Here is a 20922-nt window from a genome sequence, read left to right as displayed (position 1 = left end):
GTGATCTTTGATGGAAGTTTATCTTGACAATTCTGCCACCACCCGGGCCTACGACTGCGTGGGGGACCTTGTGCGCAAGGTCATGTGCCAGGACTACGGCAACCCCTCCTCCATGCACGCCAAGGGAGTGCAGGCAGAGCATTATATAAAAGAGACAAAGGAAATACTGGCAAAGCTGTTGAAGGTGAAGGACAAGGAGATCGTCTTCACGTCCGGCGGCACGGAGAGCGACAACCTGGCCCTTATCGGAGCGGCCAGGGCCAACAGGCGCAGGGGGAATCACCTGATCACCTCCTCCATCGAGCACCCGGCGATCCTGAACACCATGCGCTACCTGGAGGAGGAAGAGGATTTCCGCGTCACCTTCCTGCCGGTGGACCGGTACGGGAGAGTGAAGCTGGAGGCTTTGCAGGAGGCCCTCTGTCCGGAGACGATCCTTGTGTCCATTATGTACGTGAACAACGAGGTGGGATCCGTGCAGCCCATCCGGCAGGCGGCGGATATGGTGAAGGCCTATAATAAGGATATCCTGTTCCATGTGGACGCGGTCCAGGGCTTTGGAAAATACAGGATTTACCCGAAGAAGGAGAAGATCGACATGCTCACCCTAAGCGGCCACAAGATACACGGGCCCAAGGGGACGGGAGCCCTCTACTTCGGCGAGCAGGTGAAGATAAAGCCCATCGTCTTCGGCGGTGAGCAGCAGAAGAACATCCGCTCCGGGACGGAGAACGTGCCCGGGATCGCAGGCCTTGGCCTGGCGGCAAAGACTATCTACGACGGGCTGGAGGAGAAGGTGGACCGGATGCGGGCGCTGAAGGCCCGGTTCATAGACGGTGTGCAGAAGCTGGATGACATCACCATCCACGGCCTCTACGACGAGACCAGCGCGCCCCACATCATCAGCGTGGGATTTGCCGGGGTGAGGAGCGAGGTCCTGCTCCACGCTCTGGAGGAGAAGGGCATCTACGTGTCCTCCGGCTCAGCCTGCGCCTCCAACCACCCGGCCATCAGCGGGGTGCTGAAGGGGATCGGGGCACAGAAGGAGTATCTGGACGCCACGCTGCGCTTCAGCATGTCAGAATTTACAACAGAAGAAGAGATTGACTATACGCTGGAAACCCTATATAATTTAGTACCAGTATTGCGCAGATATACGAGACGGTAATGCCAGAGGCGCATAGGGAGCGCCTGGGCCGCAGCCGGGACAGTTCGTCTGCACACCAGGAAGAAAAGAGGAAAGAACCATGACATTTCACACATTTTTGATCAAGTACGGTGAGATCGGGATCAAGGGAAAGAACCGCTATATGTTCGAGGACGCCCTGGTGCGTCAGATCCGCTACGCCCTGCGGGAGGCGGACGGCAGCTTTAAGGTGCATAAGACGCGAGGCCGTATCTATGTGGACTGTGACGGCCCCTACGACTATGACGAGGTGACAGAGGCTCTCCAGAGAGTCTTCGGCATTGTGGGCATCTGCCCTGTGGTGCGGCTTGAGGACCAGGGCTTTGAGCAGCTGAAAAAAGACGTGGTGGCCTACATGGATGAGCTGTACCCGGACAAAAACATTACCTTCAAGGTGGAGGCCAGGAGAAGCCGGAAGAATTATCCGAAGAATTCCATGGAGATCAACTGCGACATCGGGGAGGCTATTCTGGACGCGTTTCCCGGGATCCGTGTGGATGTACACCATCCGGATGTGATGCTGAACATCGAGGTCAGGGAGGATATCTACGTCTACTCCAGGATCATTCCCGGGCCGGGAGGCATGCCTGTGGGGACAAACGGGAAAGCCATGCTCCTTCTGTCCGGCGGAATCGACAGCCCGGTGGCTGGCTACATGATCGCCAAGAGGGGCGTTGCCCTGGAGGCAACCTACTTCCACGCGCCGCCCTACACAAGCGAGCGGGCCAAGGAGAAGGTGGTGGATCTGGCCAGGATCATCGCAGCCTACGCAGGTCCCATCCGTCTCCACGTGGTGAATTTTACAGACATCCAGCTCTACATCTACGACCAGTGCCCCCACGATGAGCTGACCATCATCATGAGAAGGTACATGATGAAGATCGCGGAGCATTTTGCGAAGGAGGACGGCTGCCTGGGTCTCATCACAGGGGAGAGCATCGGTCAGGTGGCAAGCCAGACCATGCAGAGCCTGGCGGCTACCAACGAGGTGTGCACTCTGCCGGTGTACCGTCCCCTGATCGGATTTGACAAGAAGGAGATCGTGGAGGTGTCCGAGAAGATCGGCTCCTACGAGACATCCATACAGCCCTTTGAGGACTGCTGCACCATCTTTGTGGCAAAGCATCCGGTGACAAAGCCGAACATCAACATCATTCACAGGTCAGAGGAAAATCTGGCGGAGAAGATCGACGAGCTGGTACAGACAGCCATCGACACGGTGGAGATCATAGACGTGCAGGGCTAGCATTGCCCTGCCGGGGAGCCCGGAGGGGATCCCCCGGAGCGTTTTTGTTTAACAGGGAACGGAAAGTTTCCTGTTAAATAAAAAATACGCCGGAATGTCAGCGCATTTCGGCGTATTCATATGTTCGCTTTAAACCTGTCCGATTATACAAGGTATGGCTTCAGAGTCTCAAGCACCTCATCGATGCCTGCGTCAGCGTGGATGTTCAGGTCGATAGGCTTGGACAGATCCAGGCTGAAGATACCCATGATGGATTTTGCATCGATCACATATCTTCCGGATACAAGATCAAAGTCATAGTCAAACTTTGTGATGTCGTTTACGAAAGATTTTACTTTGTCGATTGAGTTTAAAGAAATTTGTACTGTTTTCATTGGAATAACCTCCTTGATTTCTTATATCAGTTTCTATAATCATCTTAAGAGCTGAAAGTGTAAAAGTCAAGGAACAATTTGCCAAAGAATTGGGATAAATTTCGTTAAAGCATACAACAATTTACACGAGAGCAACAAGAGAGCAGAAGAAAAGAGAGGTTGGAAATGAAAAAGGCAGCACTTCACAATCTGGGATGCAAGGTAAACGCCTACGAGACGGAGGCTATGCAGGAAATACTGGAGCAGAGCGGCTATGAAATCGTGCCCTTTAATGAAAGGGCGGACGTCTACGTCATCAACACGTGCACGGTCACCAACATGGCGGACCGGAAGTCCCGCCAGATGCTCCACCGGGCTAAGAAGCTGAATCCGGACGCTGTGGTGGTGGCGGCGGGCTGCTATGTCCAGGCCAAGGCGGGGGAAGTGGACGACTGCGTGGACATTGTCATCGGGAACAACAAAAAGCATGAGCTGGCCCGGATCCTGGAGGAGTTTTTCCGGGAGAGACAGGCGGCCGGTACAGACGGGGCGGAGGCTGAGAAGACAGGCCCGGGCAGAAAAGACATCATCGACATCAGCCGTACGCCGGAGTACGAGGAGCTGCGCCTGACCCGGACCGGGGAGCACACCCGGGCCTACATCAAGGTGCAGGACGGCTGCAACCAGTTCTGCTCCTACTGTATCATCCCCTACGCCAGGGGACGGGTCCGCAGCAGGCGCATGGAGGACGTGGTGGACCAGGTGCGCACGCTGGCTGACAAGGGCTACAAGGAGGTGGTGCTGACGGGCATCCACTTAAGCTCCTACGGGCTGGATCTGGATCGGGGGGAGGATCTTCTCTCCCTCATCTGCGCTGTCCACGAGGTGGAGGGTATCTGCCGGATCCGCCTGGGCTCCCTGGAGCCCCGGATCATCACGGAGGAATTTGCGCGGACGCTTGCCTCCCTTCCCAAGATCTGCCCCCATTTCCACCTCTCTTTGCAGAGCGGCTGCGACGAGACGCTGCGGCGTATGAACCGGAGGTACACGACTCAGGAGTACTATGAGAAGTGCCAGCTCCTTCGGCAGTATTTTGACCACCCGGCTCTGACCACGGACGTGATCGTGGGCTTCCCCCAGGAGAGCGAGGAGGAGTTTGAACAATCCATGGCCTTTGTGGACAAGGTGGATTTCTACGAAACCCACATTTTCAAGTACTCCCGCCGGGAGGGGACAAAGGCGGCCTCCATGGAGGGACAGGTGCCGGAGCAGGTGAAGAACGCAAGGAGCGCTCAGCTCATTGCCCTGGGAAGACGCAAACAGCAGGCCTATGAGGATCGGCTCATCGGGACGTGCGTGGAGGTCCTGATGGAGGAGGCCGTGGAGAGAGAGGACGGCATTTACCAGGTGGGGCACACGAAGGAGTATGTGAAAGTCGGACAAAAAACGACAGAGAATCTGGCAAATCAGTTGATAAATGTAGAAATTGAGAACCGTTTACAAATAATTCATTGAATTTCAGAATGGAATAGAGTAGAATAAATATGAAGTATTTTTGGAGGACGTGAGTATATGAAAGAATTAACCAACACCCAGTTTTTCCAGGTAGAAAGCGGCCCACAAATTCAGGCAAAAGATATACTTGAAATTGTGTACAAGGCACTGAGCGAGAAAGGCTACAATCCGGTCAACCAGATCGTCGGCTACATCATGTCAGGGGATCCTACTTATATTACAAGCCACAACGGCGCCAGGAGCCTGATCATGAAGGTGGAGAGAGACGAACTGGTAGAAGAGATGCTGAAAGCGTATATCAAGTATCACGGATGGGAATAATTTTGTATGAGAGTGATGGGACTGGACTACGGCTCTAAGACAGTGGGAGTGGCGGTGAGCGACCCCCTTGGTCTTACAGCACAGGGGATTGAGACCATCTGGCGCAAGGATGAGAACAAGCTTAGAAAGACGTGTGCCCGCATCGAGGAGCTGATACGGGAGTATGAGGTCGAGAGCATTGTACTCGGACTGCCGCGCCACATGAACAGCGACGTGGGAGATCGGGCGGAAAAATCTTTGGAATTCGGTGAGATGCTGCGCCGGCGTACCGGCCTTGAGGTCATTATGTGGGACGAGCGTCTGACCACGGTAGAAGCAGAGCGGACTTTAATTGAGAGCAACGTGAGAAGGGAAGACCGCAAGAAATACATTGATAAGATTGCGGCTGTTTTTATATTGCAGGGATATCTGGACTCGAAATACCATGAGGCGGCCATTAGAGAGGACCGTCTTTAAGTACTGTCTTAAGTACTGTCGTTAAACTACTGGATTTTTTGAGGTGTATTGTAATGGAAAAGATCAAATTTCAGTCTGACGGGGCGGAGACGGCGGAGTTTTTTGTCCTGGAGCAGACGACTATCAATGGAACGTCCTACATTCTGGTCACGGACTCGGAGGAGGGAGACGCGGAGTGTCTCATCCTCAAGGACAGATCAGAGGCAGAAGATACAGAAAGCATTTACGAGATCGTAGAAGATGACACAGAGCTTTCCGCTGTGTCGAAGGTGTTCGAAGAGCTGCTTGAGGATATCGAGATAGAAAGGTAATATACTATGTCTATAAGCCAGGAAAAATTCAAAGAGATGCTGAAGGAAAAGGGTCTGAAGGTGACCAATCAGAGGCTTCTTGTTCTGCAGGTGCTTGCGGAGCACGGGGACGAGCATATGACCGCGGAGGATATCTTTGAGCTGGTCAAGGAGGACTACCCGGAGATCGGTCTTGCCACCATTTACCGGACAGTCCAGCTTCTCCTGGACATGCAGCTTGTGGATCGGATCATGCTGGACGACGGATGCGTGCGGTATGAGATCGGTGATTTCCTGGATGAGCAGGAGGGACACCGTCATCATCACCATCACCTGATCTGTACGGAGTGCGGAAGTGTCTCTGCGTTCAGAGACGATCTTCTCGAGGATCTGGAGGCCTACATTGAAAAGAAGACGGGCTTTCAGGTGACTGACCATGAACTGAAATTTTACGGCGTGTGCAGAAAATGCCGTGAAAAAGAAAAATAACGGAAAAATAAACCTATGGAGGTGTAAGCTTGAAAAAAGAAAACAATGGAAAACTGCGCATCATTCCGCTCGGAGGCCTGGAAAAGATCGGAATGAACATTACTGCCTTTGAGTACGGAGACAGTATTATTGTGGTGGATTGCGGTCTGGCCTTCCCGGAGGACGATATGCTGGGAATTGACCTGGTCATCCCGGATATTACCTATCTGAAGGACAATATCCAGAAGGTCAAGGGCTTTGTCATCACCCACGGACATGAGGACCACATCGGAGCCCTCTCCTACGTGCTCAGGGAAATGAATCTTCCTATTTACGCTACAAAGCTGACAATGGGTATCATTGAGAAGAAGCTGACAGAGCATAATCTTTTGAGGAGCACAAGGAGAAAGGTGGTCCGGTTCGGTCAGTCCATCAATCTGGGACAGTTCCGAATCGAGTTTATCAAGACAAACCACAGTATCCAGGACGCCTCAGCCCTTGCCATCTACTCGCCGGCGGGCATTGTGGTGCACACAGGAGACTTTAAGGTGGACTACACACCGGTCTTTGGCGACGCCATCGACCTTCAGAGATTTGGTGAGATCGGGAAAAAGGGCGTGCTGGCCCTCATGTCGGACAGTACCAACGCGGAGCGTCCCGGATTTACCCAGTCCGAGCGGACTGTGGGACGCACATTTGACCACCTCTTCGCCGAGTACAAGAATACAAGGATCATCATTGCCACCTTCGCGTCCAATGTGGACCGTGTGCAGCAGATCATCAATTCTGCCTACAAGTATGACAGGAAGGTGGTTGTGGAGGGCCGGAGCATGGTGAACATCATCTCCACGGCCCAGGAGCTGGGTTACCTGAACGTGCCGGACAAGACCCTTATCGAGATCGACCAGCTGAAGAACTATCCGCCGGAGAAGACGGTGCTCATCACCACAGGTAGCCAGGGAGAGTCCATGGCGGCCCTGTCCAGAATGGCGGCGGACATCCACAAGAAAGTGACCATTATGCCGGGAGACACGGTTATTTTTAGCTCCAATCCCATTCCGGGAAATGAGAAATCCGTCTCCAAGGTCATCAACGAGCTCTCCGAGAAGGGGGCCAACGTGATCTTCCAGGATGCCCACGTATCCGGACATGCCTGTCAGGAGGAGCTGAAGCTGATCTACTCCCTTGTGAAACCAAAGTACGCCATCCCCATCCACGGCGAGTTCCGCCACAGGAAGGCTAACGCGGGCCTGGCACTGTCCCTTGGAATCCCCAAGGAGAACGTCTTTATGCTGCAGTCCGGCGACGTGCTGGAGCTTGATAGCAAGGAGGCCAAGGTGGTGGACAAGGTCCACACCGGCGAAGTGCTGGTAGACGGACTTGGCGTTGGCGATGTGGGAAATATCGTTCTTCGCGACCGCCAGCACCTGGCGGAGGACGGTATCCTCATCGTGGTCATGACCCTGGAGAAGAGAACCAACCGTCTCCTGGCCGGCCCGGATATCGTATCCCGCGGCTTTGTCTATGTGCGCGAGTCAGAAGGGCTGATGGAGGACGCCAGAAAAGTCCTCGTGGACGCGGTAGATAACTGTCTCCATCGCCAGAGAGGCGCAGACTGGAGCAAGATCAAGCTGGTTGTCCGCGACACGATGAACGAGTTCATCTGGAAGAGAACAAAGAGAAGACCCATGATTTTACCGATAATTATGGATGTAGACAGATAATTTAAAAAAGTGTAAAGAGGGACGTAATACTTTTTAAAAGTATTACGTCCCAAATTAACGTAACTGGTGTGTAATTGTGTATAAACTGGTGTGTAAATATGTTTATTGATGAGAGAATTACGACATTTATCCATTCCCTGGAGACGCCGGAAAGCCCGCTTTTGGAGGAGATCGAGGATAAGGCGCTGGCGGACCGGGTGCCAATCATCCGCAAGGAGACCCAGAGCTTTCTGAAGGTGCTGCTGCAGATCGAAAGGCCCGGCAGCATACTGGAGCTTGGCACGGCGGTGGGCTTCTCCGCTCTTCTGATGAGCGCCTACGCCCCGGAGGGGTGCCGGATCACTACCATAGAGAACTATGAGAAGAGGATCCCCATTGCCAGAGAGAATTTCCGCCGGGCCGGAAAAGAAAAGGACATCACCCTCCTGGAGGGGGATGCCCTGGAGGTAATGCGGGGGCTGGAGGGGCCCTTTGACCTCATCTTCATGGACGCGGCCAAGGCACAGTACATCCACTATCTGCCGGAGGCGCTGCGGCTTCTGGAGGAGGGCGGCGTCCTTGTGACGGACAATGTGCTCCAGGACGGGGACATCATGGAGTCCCGCTTTGCGGTGGAGAGGCGCAACCGGACCATCCACAAGAGAATGAGGGAGTACCTCTACCAGCTGAAGCACGATGAACGGCTCCTGACCAGTATCCTCCCCCTGGGGGACGGGCTGGCAGTCAGCGTAAAGAAAGGAAAGACACTATGAACAGATATCCTGAACTGCTCATCCCGGCCAGCAGCCTGGAAGTGCTGAAGACAGCTGTGATCTTCGGCGCGGACGCAGTGTATATAGGCGGCGAGGCCTTCGGCCTCCGGGCCAAGGCGAAAAATTTCTCCCGGGAGGACATGGCGGAGGGGATCCGCTTTGCCCACGACCACGGCGTGCGGGTCCATGTGACGGCCAATATCCTGGCCCACAACGGTGATCTCCCCGGCGTGCGGAAATATTTTGAGGAGCTGCGGGAAATGCAGCCGGACGCCCTCATCATCGCCGATCCGGCGGTCTTTGAGATCGCGAAAGAGGTGTGCCCGGAAATCGAGCGGCACATCAGCACCCAGGCCAACAACACCAATTACGGGACCTTTAATTTCTGGTGGAAGCAGGGAGCCAAAAGAGTTGTCACAGCCCGGGAACTCTCCCTGAAGGAGATAAAGGAAATCCGCCGGAACATACCGGAGGAGATGGAGATTGAGAGCTTTATCCACGGGGCCATGTGCATTTCCTACTCAGGCAGATGCCTTCTGAGCAGCTATTTTACCGGAAGGGACGCCAACAGGGGAGCCTGCACCCACCCCTGCCGCTGGAAATACTCCATCGTGGAGGAGACAAGGCCCGGGGAGTATATGCCTGTCTATGAAAATGAGAGAGGCACATTTATCTTTAACTCCAAGGATCTGTGCATGATCGAGCATATACCGGAGCTCATCGACGCGGGCATCGACAGCTTCAAGATCGAGGGAAGGATGAAGACAGCCCTCTACGTGGCCACAGTGGCCCGGACCTACCGGAAGGCCATAGACGATTATCTGGAGGATCCGGCTCTCTACGAGAAAAATATGCCCTGGTATCTGGACCAGATTTCAAACTGCACCTACCGGCAGTTCACCACCGGATTTTACTTTGGAAAGCCGGATGAGAGCGCCCAGATCTACGACAACAATACCTACGCAAAGGACTACACTTATCTGGGCATCATCGGCGGGGAGAAGGACGGGCTCTACCAGATCGAGCAGAGAAATAAGTTTTCCGTGGGTGAGCAGATCGAGATTATGAAGCCGGACGGGAGAAATGTGGAGGTGACTGTCCACCGCATCGTGAATGAGGACGGACAGGAGCAGGAGAGCGCGCCCCACGCAAAGCAGACCATCTATGTGGACCTGGGGGCGGAGGCGGATCTTTGCGACATTCTGAGAAGAAAAGAAGAGTAAAGAAAATAGACAGAGGAAGCTGCGGGTTTAAAAATAGTCCCGCAGCTTTTCTATTGCGCTCTTCTCGATCCTGGAGACATAAGAACGGGAGATCCCAAGCTTCTTGGCAATCTCCCGCTGTGTGAATTCATCTCCGTTATAGAGACCGTACCGCATTTTCAGAACAAGCCGTTCCCGGGGAGAGAGAACGGTTTCTATCCTGGAATAGAGGAGCCGGATATCGTCGCCAAGGGCGACCTTTTCATGCGCGTCAGCTGTGTCCGACTCGATGATGTCAAAGAGCTGGATCTCGTTGCCCTCCCGGTCTGTGCCGATGGGCTCGTAGAGGGACACGTCCCGGGCAGACTTCTTCCGGGTGCGCAGGTACATGAGGATTTCGTTTTCAATACACCTTGCGGCGTAGGTTCCAAGCCGTACAGCCTTGTCAGGGTTAAAGGTCACAACTCCCTTGATCAGACCGATGGTTCCGATGGAGAGAAGGTCCTCTGTCTCCTCGTCCATGGACTGATATTTTCGGACAATATGCGCCACAAGGCGCATGTTCCGCTCGATCAGAATGTGCTTCGCTTCCTGGTCACCTTCCGTATATTTCTGCAGATAATACTGCTCCTCGGCCGCTGTCAGTGGTTGTGGAAAGGATTTCAAATGAAGCACCTCTCTGGCGTGGTTAATTACAGTCTATGTCAAAATGAGGAGTTTTGTGCTTTTCCAAAAGGAAGAAGAAATTATTGTTGGACTGCAGCGCCGGGGGAGACTATAATGGTAGAGAGAATGAAAGAGACAAAGATGAAACCTGTGACAGCCAAAAGATAGCGGAGGGATGAGAATGAGCAGGATATGTCCGAAATGCGGAAAGGAAATGAGTGACACAGCAAAATTTTGCAACCAGTGCGGGTACAGATTTGAAGAGAGACAGCTCTTCTGCCTCTGGTGCGGGGCAAAGGTGGAGAGCGGCGACAGGTTCTGCCCTGAGTGCGGCAGAAGCCTGAGCCAGGGCGGGCCCCGGCAGAGCACAGCGCAGCAGAACACAGGCCAGCAAAATAAAGGCCAGCAAAATACAGGCCAGCAGAGCGCGAGCCAGCAGAACGCAGGCCAGGCCGGCGGATTTACGAAGGATGAGTTTATATCCATGTCCAAGAGCGGGATGGGAAAATTCGTGGACGCCATCAACGACATGACAGGCCAGGAGGGAAAGACGGACATCCGCCTGCGGGAGCTGGTGAGCGAGGTGTTCAGGCACCACACAGTAGAGGAGCGGGAGGAGCTCTTCATCAGCGGGACAAAAAAGACTACTCCGGCGCCGGAGAATATGACGGCGGACTGGCCCCATCCATGGCTCTTCGCCAGGATCTTCCTCATGTTCCTGGTGGTGTTCATCGGGCTTCTTGTGATGATATTGGAATTTACCAACACCAATGCCATCCCCGGCGCTATGTTTATAGGGGCCCTCATCGTCCCCTTCTCCCTGGTGATCTTCTTCTGGGAGACCAATATCCCGAGGAACATCAGCATTTTTGACGTGGTGAGCATTTTCTTTATAGGCGGGGTTATGTCTTTGATCTTTACGCTTATACTGTACGGCTACATCTATGTAGGGGAGCTGAACTACACCGGTGCCATCCTGGTGGGGATCGTGGAGGAAATCGGCAAGATCGTTGTGGCAGGACACTACGTGAAGAAGCGGAATACCTCCTACATTCTGAACGGACTGCTCCTGGGGGCCTGCGTGGGCGCCGGCTTTGCGGTGTTTGAGACCGCCGGCTACGCCTTTTCCTCCCTGATGTACGGAGGCGTCCAGGGCATGATTGACGTGCTGGTCCTGCGGGGAGCTCTAGCTGTAGGCGGACATACGCTGTGGGCGGCTATCTCCACGGCGGGCCTTGTCATTGCCAAGGGGGAGAGGCCCTTTGACAGGAAAATGTATCTGGATCCGAAATTCCTGAAATTCCTGCTCCTTGTGATCGTGCTCCACGCTGTCTGGGACATGCCCATCACGCTGGGACGCTCTGTCCACCTTGTGCAGTGGGTGCTCTGCGCTGTGGCGGTGATTATTGTCCTTGTGCTGCTCAGCTCCGGCCTGCGGCAGGTGTCCGCGGTGTCAGAGAGAGCCAGACGGCAGAAGAGAAATGTAAATATGTGACAGAGGGGAAGCAAACGGTAAATAGGACAACGGATAAAAGGAGCAACAGGGCCTGCTGTTATAGTGGCCCTGTTGTTTTGTGTTCGGAGAAATGTCAGTGCCAAGAAAAACATAACAATATCAGAGAAAATATCGACATTCGAGAAAAATATCTATATCTGAGGAAATACCGGTTGACAAGTTAACGTAACGGGTGTATCATGAAAACATTCTAAAAACAATCGATCTATATTCAGGAGATTTCATTTATGTATTCCAGGGCAGTTCGCCCGGAGGATTTCAGAAGGAAGCAGACAAAAGAGCAAAAGCGCGATAGGAGCGCAGTGTCAGTGCGTTCTGAGCGGTAAAGGAGGAATGCCTATGAGTCTTGGCATGGTATATTCCGCGGCCCTTCACGGCATGGAGGTGAAATTCATCCGCGTGGAGGCGGATCTGAGCAACGGCCTGCCCATGTTCCACATGGTGGGCTATCTGTCCTCAGAGGTGAAGGAGGCGGGGGAGCGGGTGCGCACGGCTATCCGCAACAGCGGTCTGGAGGTTCCGGTCAAAAAGACGGTGATCAACCTGTCGCCAGGCAGCGTGCGAAAGAGAGGGGCCTCCTTTGACCTGCCCATTGCCCTGTCCATCCTGGCATCCCAGGGACTCATCGGGCAGGAGGCGCTGGAGCAGGTGCTGGCGGTGGGTGAGCTGGGACTGGACGGCAGCATCCGGGACGTGCCAGGTGTGCTGCCCATTGTGTGGGAGGCAAGGAAGCAGGGATACAGGCTGTGTATTGTGCCGGCAGGCAACGAGGCGGAGGCGGCCCTCTTGGAGGGGATCCCTGTTCTGGCAGCAGGCAGCCTTGCCCATCTTCTGGATCTGCTGTCAGGAAAAGAGCTGCCCCAGCCCAGGTCTGTGAACTCTCAAAAGGCCGACAGCGTGGAGCCAGCCTTCGAGGGCGATTTCCAGGAGGTGAAAGGGCAGGGAGCCGTGAAGCGTGCGGCGGAGATTGCCGTGGCGGGAGGCCACAATTTCCTTATGATCGGCCCACCAGGAAGCGGAAAGTCCATGATCGCCAGGAGAATTCCCACCATCCTGCCGCCGCTTGCGATGGAGGAGGCTTTGGAGATCACAAAGATCTACAGTGTCCAGGGAATGCTGGAGAAGGAGACGCCCCTCATTCGGCGGCGGCCCTTCCGGGAAGTGCACCACACGGCCACAAAGGCGGCCCTAATCGGAGGAGGGCTAATCCCGGCCCCGGGGGAGATTTCCCTGGCCCACAAGGGTGTCCTTTTCCTGGACGAGCTGACGGAGTTTCCACGGTCTGTCCTGGAGGTGCTGCGCCAGCCCCTGGAGGAGAAGAAAATCCGCCTGACAAGGAAGCAGGGCGTCTACGAGTTCCCGGCAGATTTCATGCTGGCGGCAGCCATGAACCCCTGCCCCTGCGGCTACTATCCGGACCTGGACAGGTGCACCTGCACCCCTGCCGGTATCAGCCAGTATCTGGGAAAGGTCAGCCAGCCCTTCCTTGGCCGCATCGACATCTGCATGGACACCCCTGCTGTGGATTACAGAAGCCTGCAGAGCAGCGGGCAGGAGGAGACATCGGAGAAGATACGGGAGCGGGTCTGTATGGCAAGAGAGAGACAGCTCGGGCGGTACAGAGGGGAGAAGGGAAAGACGAACGCCTCCCTCCCGGCCAGGCTGATACCCAAATACTGCTCCCTGGGAACAAAGGAGGAGAGGATCATGGAGAGCGCCTTTGAGCAGATGGGGCTGACTGCCAGGACCTGCCACAAGGTGCTGAAGGTGGCCAGGACCATCGCGGACCTTGACGGAAAAGAGAAGATTCAGACCAGTCATCTGGCGGAGGCCATCGGCTACCGTCTGCCGGACGCGAAATATTGGGGAAATCTGCGCTGACAGCGCCCGGGATCAGGCCAGAGAAATAAGACATAGTAGGACAGAGAGTGACAGAGAGTGTGAAAAGAGGAGGGGATGGGGATGAAGTACGAGTACTGGCTTGCCTGTGTCCGCCCGCTGGCGGGAGGGAAAAAGGAGAAGCTGAGAAGCCGCGCGGGCAGCGGGGAGGCGGTATATTATATAGAAGAGAAAAGGCTGCAGGAGATGGAATTTCTGACAGAAAAGGACAGGCAGGTGATCCTGAGCTTCCAGAAAAAGAAAGACCTGTCGACAGAATACGGCAGGCTTCTGGAAAAAGAAATCCGGCTTGTGCCCTGCCATGATCCGGCCTACCCCAGGCGGCTGAGAGAGTGCGCCGGGCACCCCTACGCCCTGTTTGTGAAGGGCCGCCTGCCTGCCGATGACAGACTCTCGGTGGCCATTGTGGGCGCCAGGCAGTGCAGCGCCTACGGGGAGAGACAGGCCCTTGCGTTTGCGGAGTATCTGGCGGGCCGGGGCGTCCAGGTCATCAGCGGTATGGCCAGGGGCGTCGACGGGGCGGCGGGAAGAGGAGCCATAAATGGGGGAGGAGACACATATGCTGTACTGGGATCCGGAGTGGATGTGTGCTACCCTGCTCAGAACAGGGGACTCTACGGCGATATTCTGAAAAAGGGCGGCATCCTGTCGGAGCAGCTTCCGGGAGCAGCCCCAAGGAGAGAGAACTTCCCCGCCAGGAACAGGATCATCAGCGGTCTGGCAGACGCGGTTCTTGTGCTGGAGGCAAGGGAGCGCAGCGGCTCCCTCATCACAGCGGACATGGCGCTGGAGCAGGGGAGGGACGTGTACGCCCTTCCAGGGCCCGTGGACAGTCCCCTGAGCCGGGGCTGCAACCAGCTGATCAGGCAGGGGGCAGGACTCCTTATCGGGCCGGAGGAACTGCTGGAGGAGCTGGTCAGTGAGCCCGCCTTGGCGGCTCTTCTGCCGGGCCGTATGAGGGGAAAAGGAGAATGTGAAAAATCAGACAAAAATAAAAAAGTGCTTGAAAGTGCCGAAAATATAGTGTATAGTTGCCTTGGTCTGTATCCCAGGGATATCAGCTCGCTGCTGGAGGAGACAGCTCTTGCGCCGGCGGTCCTCATGGAGACGCTGGTAGCTCTCCAGATCAAGGGATACGTAAAGGAAATTTCAAAAGGCTATTACATCCGCGCCGAATGACCGGACGGGGAAAGCAGATGGAAAATCGGGCGGGGGGAATGGCACCAGGAAGTATTGGAGGAAGAAAGTTAAAATGGCTCATTATCTTGTAATCGTGGAGTCTCCGGCAAAGGTGAAGACGATCAAAAAATTCCTTGGAAGCAACTACACAGTCATGGCTTCCAACGGACATGTGAGGGACCTGCCCAAAAGCCAGCTCGGAATTGACGTGGAGCATGACTTTGAGCCCAAATATATCACCATACGCGGAAAGGGAGAGATCCTCGCGGCCCTCAGGAAGGAAGTCAAGAAGGCTGACAAGGTCTATCTGGCAACCGACCCGGACCGGGAGGGGGAGGCTATTTCCTGGCATCTGTGCAAGGCTCTGAAGCTGGAGGACAAGAAGACCTACCGCATCAGCTTTAACGAGATCACAAAGAACGCGGTAAAGGCGTCCATCAAGAACGCCAGGGAGATCGACATGGATCTGGTGGACGCCCAGCAGGCCCGCCGCGCCCTGGACAGGATCGTGGGGTACGAGATCAGCCCTCTTCTGTGGGCCAAGGTCAAGAGAGGCCTTAGCGCCGGCCGCGTGCAGTCCGTGGCACTGCGCATCATCGCGGACAGGGAGGATGAGATCAATGCGTTCATACCGGAGGAGTACTGGACGCTGGATGCCATCCTGAACGTAAAGGGGGAGAAAAAGCCCCTCCGGGCCAAATTCTACGGCACGGAAAAAGAAAAAATGACCATCCACTCCAGGGAGGAGCTTGATAAGATCCTGAAGGATCTGGAGGGGGCCGACTATAGTGTGGAGGAAGTGAAGAAGGGGGAGCGCTTCAAGAAGGCTCCCGTGCCCTTCACCACCAGTACCATGCAGCAGGAGGCGTCCAAGGTTCTGAACTTTGCCACCCAGAAGACCATGCGGATCGCTCAGCAGCTCTACGAGGGAATTGACATTAAGGGCAACGGAACAGTGGGTCTGATCACTTACCTGCGTACAGACTCCACCCGCGTGTCCGAGGAGGCGGAGAGCAGTGTCCGGGACTTTATCGGAAAGAGCTACGGGGAGCAGTTTGTGGCCACCGGAACGGCAAAGCAGGCTGACAACAGGAAGATCCAGGACGCCCACGAGGCTATCCGTCCCACAGATGTGACCAGAACCCCCGCGGCCATGAAGGATTCCCTCACAAGAGATCAGTTCCGCCTGTATCAGCTTATCTGGAAACGGTTCGTGGCAAGCCGCATGCAGCCCGCCAAATACGAGACTACCTCCGTGAAGATCGATGCCGGAGATTACCGGTTTACCGTGGCTGCCTCCAAGATTGTATTTGAGGGCTTCCGCACGGTGTACACTGAGTCCGACGAGGAGAAGGAGGAGTCCAACGTACTGCTGAAGGGACTGGATGAAAATTCTGTCCTCACGAAGAAGGAGTTTGACACAAAACAGCATTTCACACAGCCTCCGGCACACTACACAGAGGCGGCCCTTGTAAAGACGCTGGAGGAGCTGGGCATCGGGCGGCCAAGTACCTACGCCCCCACCATCTCCACCATCATTGCCAGAAGGTACGTGGCAAAGGAGAACAAGAACCTGTATCTGACAGAGCTGGGGGAAGTGGTGAACAACATTATGAAGCAGTCCTTCCCGGCCATTGTGGATGTGAACTTTACCGCCAACATGGAGGGGCTCCTGGATAAGGTGGCAGAGGGAAAAGTGGAGTGGAAGTCAGTGATCGAAAACTTCTACCCTGACCTTGACCAGGCGGTGAAGACAGCGGAGAAGGAGCTGGAGACCGTGAAGATCGAGGACGAGGTCACAGACGTGATCTGCGAGGAGTGCGGCCGCAACATGGTCATCAAGTACGGCCCCCACGGCAAGTTCCTGGCCTGTCCCGGCTTCCCGGAGTGCCGCAACACAAAGCCCTATCTGGAGAAGATCGGCGTCAAGTGTCCCAAGTGCGGCAAGGACATTGTGATTCGCAAGACGAAGAAGGGAAGAAGGTACTACGGATGCGAGGACAATCCGGAGTGCGATTTCATGTCCTGGCAGAAGCCCTCTGAGAAGAAGTGCCCGAAATGCGGCGGCTACATGGTGGAAAAAGGCAGCAAGCTTGTCTGCATGAACGCAGAATGTGGGTATAATGAAAACAATAGAGAAAATTCATAGAAATTATTTATAAAAAATGCGCAAAAATTAACAGAAGATTGTTGATATTTCCAGAATTGTATGATAATATATTCAACAAAGGATGGAGGTTGCGTATGAGTGTACAATTATTAGATAAAACAAGAAAAATCAACAAATTACTGCACAACAACAACTCCAGCAAGGTTGTCTTTAATGATATCTGTGAGGTGTTGACGGAAATCCTGAATTCCAACGTGCTGGTCATCAGCAAGAAGGGAAAGGTCTTAGGTGTCAGCAGGTGCAGTGGTGTAGGTGTGATCACGGAACTCATCAAGGGAGAGGTCGGATGCCATATAGACGAGATGCTCAATGAGCGTCTGCTGAACATCCTCTCCACAAAGGAAAATGTCAATCTGGAGACCCTGGGCTTTTCCCAGGAGACAGCGAAGGGCTACCAGGCTATTGTCACGCCCATCGAGATCGCGGGAGAGAGGCTTGGAACTCTGTTTATCTACAAGCAGGGCGAGGACTACGAGATTGACGACATTATTTTAAGTGAATATGGAACGATGATCGTGGGGCTTGAGATGCTCCGGTCCGTCAATGAAGAAAACGCAGAGGAGACACGCAAAGAACATATCGTCCAGTCAGCTATCAGTACACTCTCCTTTTCTGAGCTGGAGGCCATCATCCATATTTTTGACGAGCTGGAGGGCACAGAGGGCATCCTGGTCGCCAGCAAGATCGCTGACCGCGTGGGCATCACAAGGTCCGTCATCGTAAACGCGCTGCGCAAGTTTGAGAGCGCCGGCGTCATCGAGTCCAGGTCATCCGGCATGAAGGGGACATATATCAAGGTAGTCAACGACTATGTCTTCACAGAGCTGGAAAAGATCAAGGCTGAGAGAAACAAATAATCTTTTATAAAAATAAGACGAATGATGAAGAGAAAGGGTATCGGGAAACTGATGCCCTTCTTTTGGGAAGGAGGACGACTATGTACGAGGGAAGCACTGCAGTGCTCAGGATGCTCCACGTCTACCTGGAGGGGGAGCTGATGGATGAAAGAGAATATGTCTGCAGGATCACTGCATATGACCCGGACAGAGAGTATATGTATATGACAGTGGAGGAGGGGGAGCTGACGGACCTCTCCCTGGATGCAGAGTACGACTGCAGCATAAGGCCGGAGGAGGTGAGCTGTCAGGGCTCGGTGAAGGAGCGGTATTTCGACAGAGAGGGGAGCCGGCTCGTTTTCTCTGTGGAAAATGGATTTTATAAAAATAATATAAACTGAAATAAAGTGTGTTGACAAAACAAATGGAGAGTGCTATTTTATTACTAGAGTTTATTAGCACTCTCCATTTAAGAGTGCTGACAAATATAAAATTTATATAGATAGCTTAAAGGAGGAACCATTCATGAAATTAGTACCATTGGGAGACAGAGTTGTATTGAAACAGTTAGTTGCTGAAGAGACTACAAAGTCCGGTATCGTCCTGCCGGGACAGTCCAAAGAGAAACCCCAGCAGGCTGAAGTGATCGCAGTTGGCCCGGGCGGAGTAGTGGACGGCAAAGAAGTGGAGATGCATGTGAAGGAAGGCCAGCAGGTTATCTATTCCAAATATGCGGGAACAGAAGTGGAGCTGGACGAGGAGTCCTACATCATCGTAAGACAGAGTGATATCCTTGCAGTGATCGAGTAGGATCAGCTTAGTGCATCAGAATTTTAACATCAAATCTGAGAATAAAACTTAAATCAGAAAACAGGAGGATTGATTATCATGGCAAAGGAAATCAAATACGGAGCAGATGCCAGAGCAGCACTGGAGTCAGGTGTAAATCAGCTGGCAGATACAGTAAGGGTGACACTTGGACCGAAGGGAAGAAATGTTGTCCTTGACAAATCATTCGGAGCACCCCTCATCACAAACGACGGTGTGACTATCGCAAAGGAGATCGAGCTTGAGGATCCGTTTGAGAACATGGGCGCACAGCTCATCCGCGAGGTTGCTTCCAAGACAAACGATGTAGCTGGTGACGGTACTACAACAGCTACAGTTCTTGCACAGGCAATGGTTCACGAGGGAATGAAGAACCTGGCAGCAGGCGCTAACCCCATCGTGCTGAGAAAAGGTATGAAGAAAGCTACAGATAAAGCTGTTGAGGCCATCCAGGGTATGAGCAGCAAGGTGACAGGAAGAGACCAGATCGCCAGAGTTGCGGCAATCTCAGCCAGCGATGACGAAGTGGGCGAGATGGTAGCAGAGGCCATGGAGAAGGTTTCCAACGACGGTGTCATCACCATCGAGGAGTCCAAGACCATGAAGACCGAGCTGGATCTTGTAGAAGGTATGCAGTTCGACCGCGGTTATGTATCCGCTTACATGTGCACAGATATGGATAAGATGGAGGCCAACCTGGAGGATCCTTACATCCTCATCACAGACAAGAAGATTTCCAACATTCAGGAGATCCTGCCTCTGCTGGAGCAGGTTGTGCAGGCCGGCGCAAGACTTCTCATCATCGCTGAGGATGTAGAGGGCGAGGCTCTGACAACTCTGATCGTCAACAAGCTGAGAGGAACCTTCAACGTAGTGGCTGTCAAGGCTCCGGGCTACGGCGACAGAAGAAAAGCCATGCTGGAGGATATCGCTATCCTGACAGGCGGACAGGTGATCTCCGACGAGCTGGGCCTGGATCTGAAGGAGACTACAATGGATCAGCTCGGACGCGCGAAATCTGTAAAGGTTCAGAAGGAGAACACAGTCATTGTAGACGGACTTGGAGAGAAGGACGCTATCCAGGCGCGTATCGCTCAGATCAAGGCACAGATCGAGGAGACGACATCTGACTTTGACAGAGAGAAATTACAGGAGAGACTTGCCAAGCTGGCAGGCGGCGTTGCTGTTATCCGTGTAGGCGCTGCCACAGAGACTGAGATGAAAGAGGCCAAACTCCGGATGGAGGATGCCCTGGCAGCTACAAGAGCAGCTGTTGAGGAAGGCATCATCGCAGGCGGCGGTTCCGCATACATCCACGCTTCCAAGGAAGTGGCAAAACTTGCTGACACGCTGGAAGGTGACGAGAAGACAGGTGCAAACGTAGTGCTGAAAGCTCTGGAGGCTCCTCTGTTCCACATCGTTGCCAACGCCGGACTGGAGGGCGCTGTCATCATCAACAAGGTAAGAGAGTCCGAGCCGGGACAGGGCTTTGACGCTTACAAGGAAGAGTATGTGGATATGGTGAAGTCCGGTATCCTTGATCCTGCAAAGGTTACAAGAAGCGCTCTTCAGAACGCCACAAGCGTTGCCTCCACTCTGCTGACAACAGAGTCCGTTGTTGCGAACATCAAAGAAGAGACTCCGGCAGCACCGGCAGGCGGCGGAATGGGCATGATGTAATCACGCTTCTTTATAAAGATGAAAATTTAGAAAACTCCCCCCGGGGAGTTTTCTTTTTATATTTGGATGTGCTATAATGTCCACAGGCAAATCCTGCCTGAGAAACTGACATTGGAGGAAGAAAGATGGGTGACTTCTATACAGAGCAATTGGTCAAGAAGAAGACAGACGGGAAGGATATAGCGATGAAAATCCTGCTGATCGTGCTGACAGTAATCAGCTTTTTTATCGCTTTTTTAGTGCCCCTTTTAATTCTTGTGCCTATACTGTTTGTTGTGGCTGACGTATTTCTGTTCAGGAGGATGGATGTGGAGTACGAATACATTTACATTAACGGAGACCTGGACATTGACAAGGTGATGCACAAGGAGCGCAGGAAGCACATGCTCTCTGTAAATGTGAAGGATATGGAGCTGCTTGCCCCGGAGGGAGCCTTCCAGCTGCAGTCCTACAAAACAGGAAAGATCTATGATTACAGCAGCGGCATCACATCTGCCCCGAACCGCTATGTCCTCGTATTTACAAGGGCAGGGGAGACGGCAAAGATACTTATTGAGCCAAACAGCGACCTGGTGGAGGGCTTTTTCCTCATGGCGCCAAGAAAAGTTATCCGGAAATAGCAGGCACGACAAAAT

At 53.7% G+C, this 20922-nt stretch carries 21 protein-coding genes; 19 read left to right on the top strand and 2 right to left on the bottom strand.

Annotation, left to right across the window (positions count from 1 at the left end; translation table 11 throughout):
• The first annotated feature begins 10 nt into the window (after nt 1-10).
• Nucleotides 11-1168, top strand: a complete 1158-nt coding sequence (locus FGQ86_RS11305; protein ID WP_033125874.1) for a cysteine desulfurase family protein — start codon at nt 11-13, stop codon at nt 1166-1168.
• Between the two features lie 79 nt (nt 1169-1247).
• Nucleotides 1248-2432, top strand: a complete 1185-nt coding sequence (thiI, locus tag FGQ86_RS11300) for a tRNA uracil 4-sulfurtransferase ThiI (RefSeq protein WP_033125873.1) — start codon at nt 1248-1250, stop codon at nt 2430-2432.
• 143 nt (nt 2433-2575) lie between these two features.
• Here the strand turns inward: thiI and FGQ86_RS11295 are convergent, their stop codons facing one another.
• Nucleotides 2576-2806, bottom strand: a complete 231-nt coding sequence (locus tag FGQ86_RS11295) for an HPr family phosphocarrier protein (RefSeq protein WP_033125872.1) — start codon at nt 2804-2806, stop codon at nt 2576-2578.
• 165 nt (nt 2807-2971) lie between these two features.
• Between FGQ86_RS11295 and mtaB the strand changes: the two genes are divergently transcribed.
• From mtaB to FGQ86_RS11255, 8 genes are all read left to right on the top strand, one after another.
• Complete coding sequence (gene mtaB / locus FGQ86_RS11290; protein ID WP_138304097.1) at nt 2972-4300, top strand: tRNA (N(6)-L-threonylcarbamoyladenosine(37)-C(2))-methylthiotransferase MtaB; 1329 nt, start codon at nt 2972-2974, stop codon at nt 4298-4300.
• Nucleotides 4301-4357: 57 nt separating this feature from the next.
• The gene (locus FGQ86_RS11285) at nt 4358-4621 is read left to right on the top strand and encodes an IreB family regulatory phosphoprotein (RefSeq protein WP_033125870.1); all 264 of its coding nucleotides are present in this window, start codon (nt 4358-4360) and stop codon (nt 4619-4621) included.
• 6 nt (nt 4622-4627) lie between these two features.
• Nucleotides 4628-5077: a Holliday junction resolvase RuvX gene (gene ruvX / locus FGQ86_RS11280; RefSeq protein ID WP_138304095.1), complete on the top strand. Its 450-nt coding sequence runs from the start codon at nt 4628-4630 to the stop codon at nt 5075-5077.
• A 53-nt stretch (nt 5078-5130) separates the two neighbouring features.
• Nucleotides 5131-5388: a DUF1292 domain-containing protein gene (locus tag FGQ86_RS11275; RefSeq protein ID WP_033125868.1), complete on the top strand. Its 258-nt coding sequence runs from the start codon at nt 5131-5133 to the stop codon at nt 5386-5388.
• A gap of 36 nt (nt 5389-5424) precedes the next feature.
• The gene (locus tag FGQ86_RS11270) at nt 5425-5856 is read left to right on the top strand and encodes a Fur family transcriptional regulator (RefSeq protein ID WP_347562509.1); all 432 of its coding nucleotides are present in this window, start codon (nt 5425-5427) and stop codon (nt 5854-5856) included.
• Nucleotides 5857-5885: 29 nt separating this feature from the next.
• Nucleotides 5886-7559 carry a ribonuclease J gene (locus tag FGQ86_RS11265; RefSeq protein WP_033125866.1) on the top strand — a complete coding sequence of 558 codons (1674 nt, stop codon included), beginning with the start codon at nt 5886-5888 and terminating at the stop codon, nt 7557-7559.
• Nucleotides 7560-7657: 98 nt separating this feature from the next.
• The gene (locus tag FGQ86_RS11260; RefSeq protein WP_033125865.1) at nt 7658-8311 is read left to right on the top strand and encodes an O-methyltransferase; all 654 of its coding nucleotides are present in this window, start codon (nt 7658-7660) and stop codon (nt 8309-8311) included.
• Nucleotides 8308-9534, top strand: coding sequence for a U32 family peptidase (locus tag FGQ86_RS11255; RefSeq protein ID WP_033125864.1), 1227 nt, complete (start codon nt 8308-8310; stop codon nt 9532-9534). Before FGQ86_RS11260 ends, FGQ86_RS11255 begins: the two co-directional genes overlap by 4 nt.
• A gap of 27 nt (nt 9535-9561) precedes the next feature.
• Here FGQ86_RS11255 and sigK read toward each other — a convergent pair whose 3' ends face one another.
• A complete protein-coding gene (gene sigK, locus FGQ86_RS11250) occupies nt 9562-10179 on the bottom strand; it encodes an RNA polymerase sporulation sigma factor SigK (RefSeq protein WP_033125863.1) in 618 nt (205 codons plus the stop codon).
• Between the two features lie 181 nt (nt 10180-10360).
• Here sigK and FGQ86_RS11245 point away from each other — a divergent pair, with 181 nt between their 5' ends.
• The 9 genes from FGQ86_RS11245 (at nt 10361) to FGQ86_RS11205 (ending at nt 20907) form a co-directional block, all read left to right on the top strand.
• On the top strand, nt 10361-11674 hold the full coding sequence (locus FGQ86_RS11245; protein ID WP_033125862.1) for a PrsW family glutamic-type intramembrane protease: 1314 nt from the start codon (nt 10361-10363) through the stop codon (nt 11672-11674).
• 360 nt (nt 11675-12034) lie between these two features.
• Entirely contained in the window at nt 12035-13576 is a 1542-nt protein-coding gene (locus FGQ86_RS11240; RefSeq protein ID WP_033125861.1) for a YifB family Mg chelatase-like AAA ATPase, read from the top strand.
• An 81-nt stretch (nt 13577-13657) separates the two neighbouring features.
• Nucleotides 13658-14773 carry a DNA-processing protein DprA gene (gene dprA, locus FGQ86_RS11235; RefSeq protein ID WP_033125860.1) on the top strand — a complete coding sequence of 372 codons (1116 nt, stop codon included), beginning with the start codon at nt 13658-13660 and terminating at the stop codon, nt 14771-14773.
• A gap of 73 nt (nt 14774-14846) precedes the next feature.
• Nucleotides 14847-16922, top strand: a complete 2076-nt coding sequence (gene topA, locus FGQ86_RS11230) for a type I DNA topoisomerase (RefSeq protein WP_033125859.1) — start codon at nt 14847-14849, stop codon at nt 16920-16922.
• Between the two features lie 95 nt (nt 16923-17017).
• Entirely contained in the window at nt 17018-17800 is a 783-nt protein-coding gene (codY, locus tag FGQ86_RS11225) for a GTP-sensing pleiotropic transcriptional regulator CodY (protein WP_087172742.1), read from the top strand.
• 80 nt (nt 17801-17880) lie between these two features.
• Complete coding sequence (locus FGQ86_RS11220; protein ID WP_033125857.1) at nt 17881-18180, top strand: hypothetical protein; 300 nt, start codon at nt 17881-17883, stop codon at nt 18178-18180.
• Nucleotides 18181-18304: 124 nt separating this feature from the next.
• The gene (locus FGQ86_RS11215) at nt 18305-18589 is read left to right on the top strand and encodes a co-chaperone GroES (RefSeq protein ID WP_033125856.1); all 285 of its coding nucleotides are present in this window, start codon (nt 18305-18307) and stop codon (nt 18587-18589) included.
• A gap of 78 nt (nt 18590-18667) precedes the next feature.
• Nucleotides 18668-20287: a chaperonin GroEL gene (gene groL / locus FGQ86_RS11210; protein WP_033125855.1), complete on the top strand. Its 1620-nt coding sequence runs from the start codon at nt 18668-18670 to the stop codon at nt 20285-20287.
• Between the two features lie 125 nt (nt 20288-20412).
• A complete protein-coding gene (locus tag FGQ86_RS11205; protein ID WP_033125854.1) occupies nt 20413-20907 on the top strand; it encodes a DUF6106 family protein in 495 nt (164 codons plus the stop codon).
• The last annotated feature ends 15 nt before the right edge of the window (nt 20908-20922 follow it).

The sequence above is a fragment of the Clostridium sp. BSD2780061688st1 H5 genome, from assembly GCF_005845155.1.
Lineage (GTDB): Bacteria > Bacillota > Clostridia > Lachnospirales > Lachnospiraceae > Claveliimonas > Claveliimonas intestinigallinarum.
The sequence above is the reverse complement of the archived record's forward strand: the minus strand, read 5'-3'. Positions and strand labels throughout refer to the sequence as shown.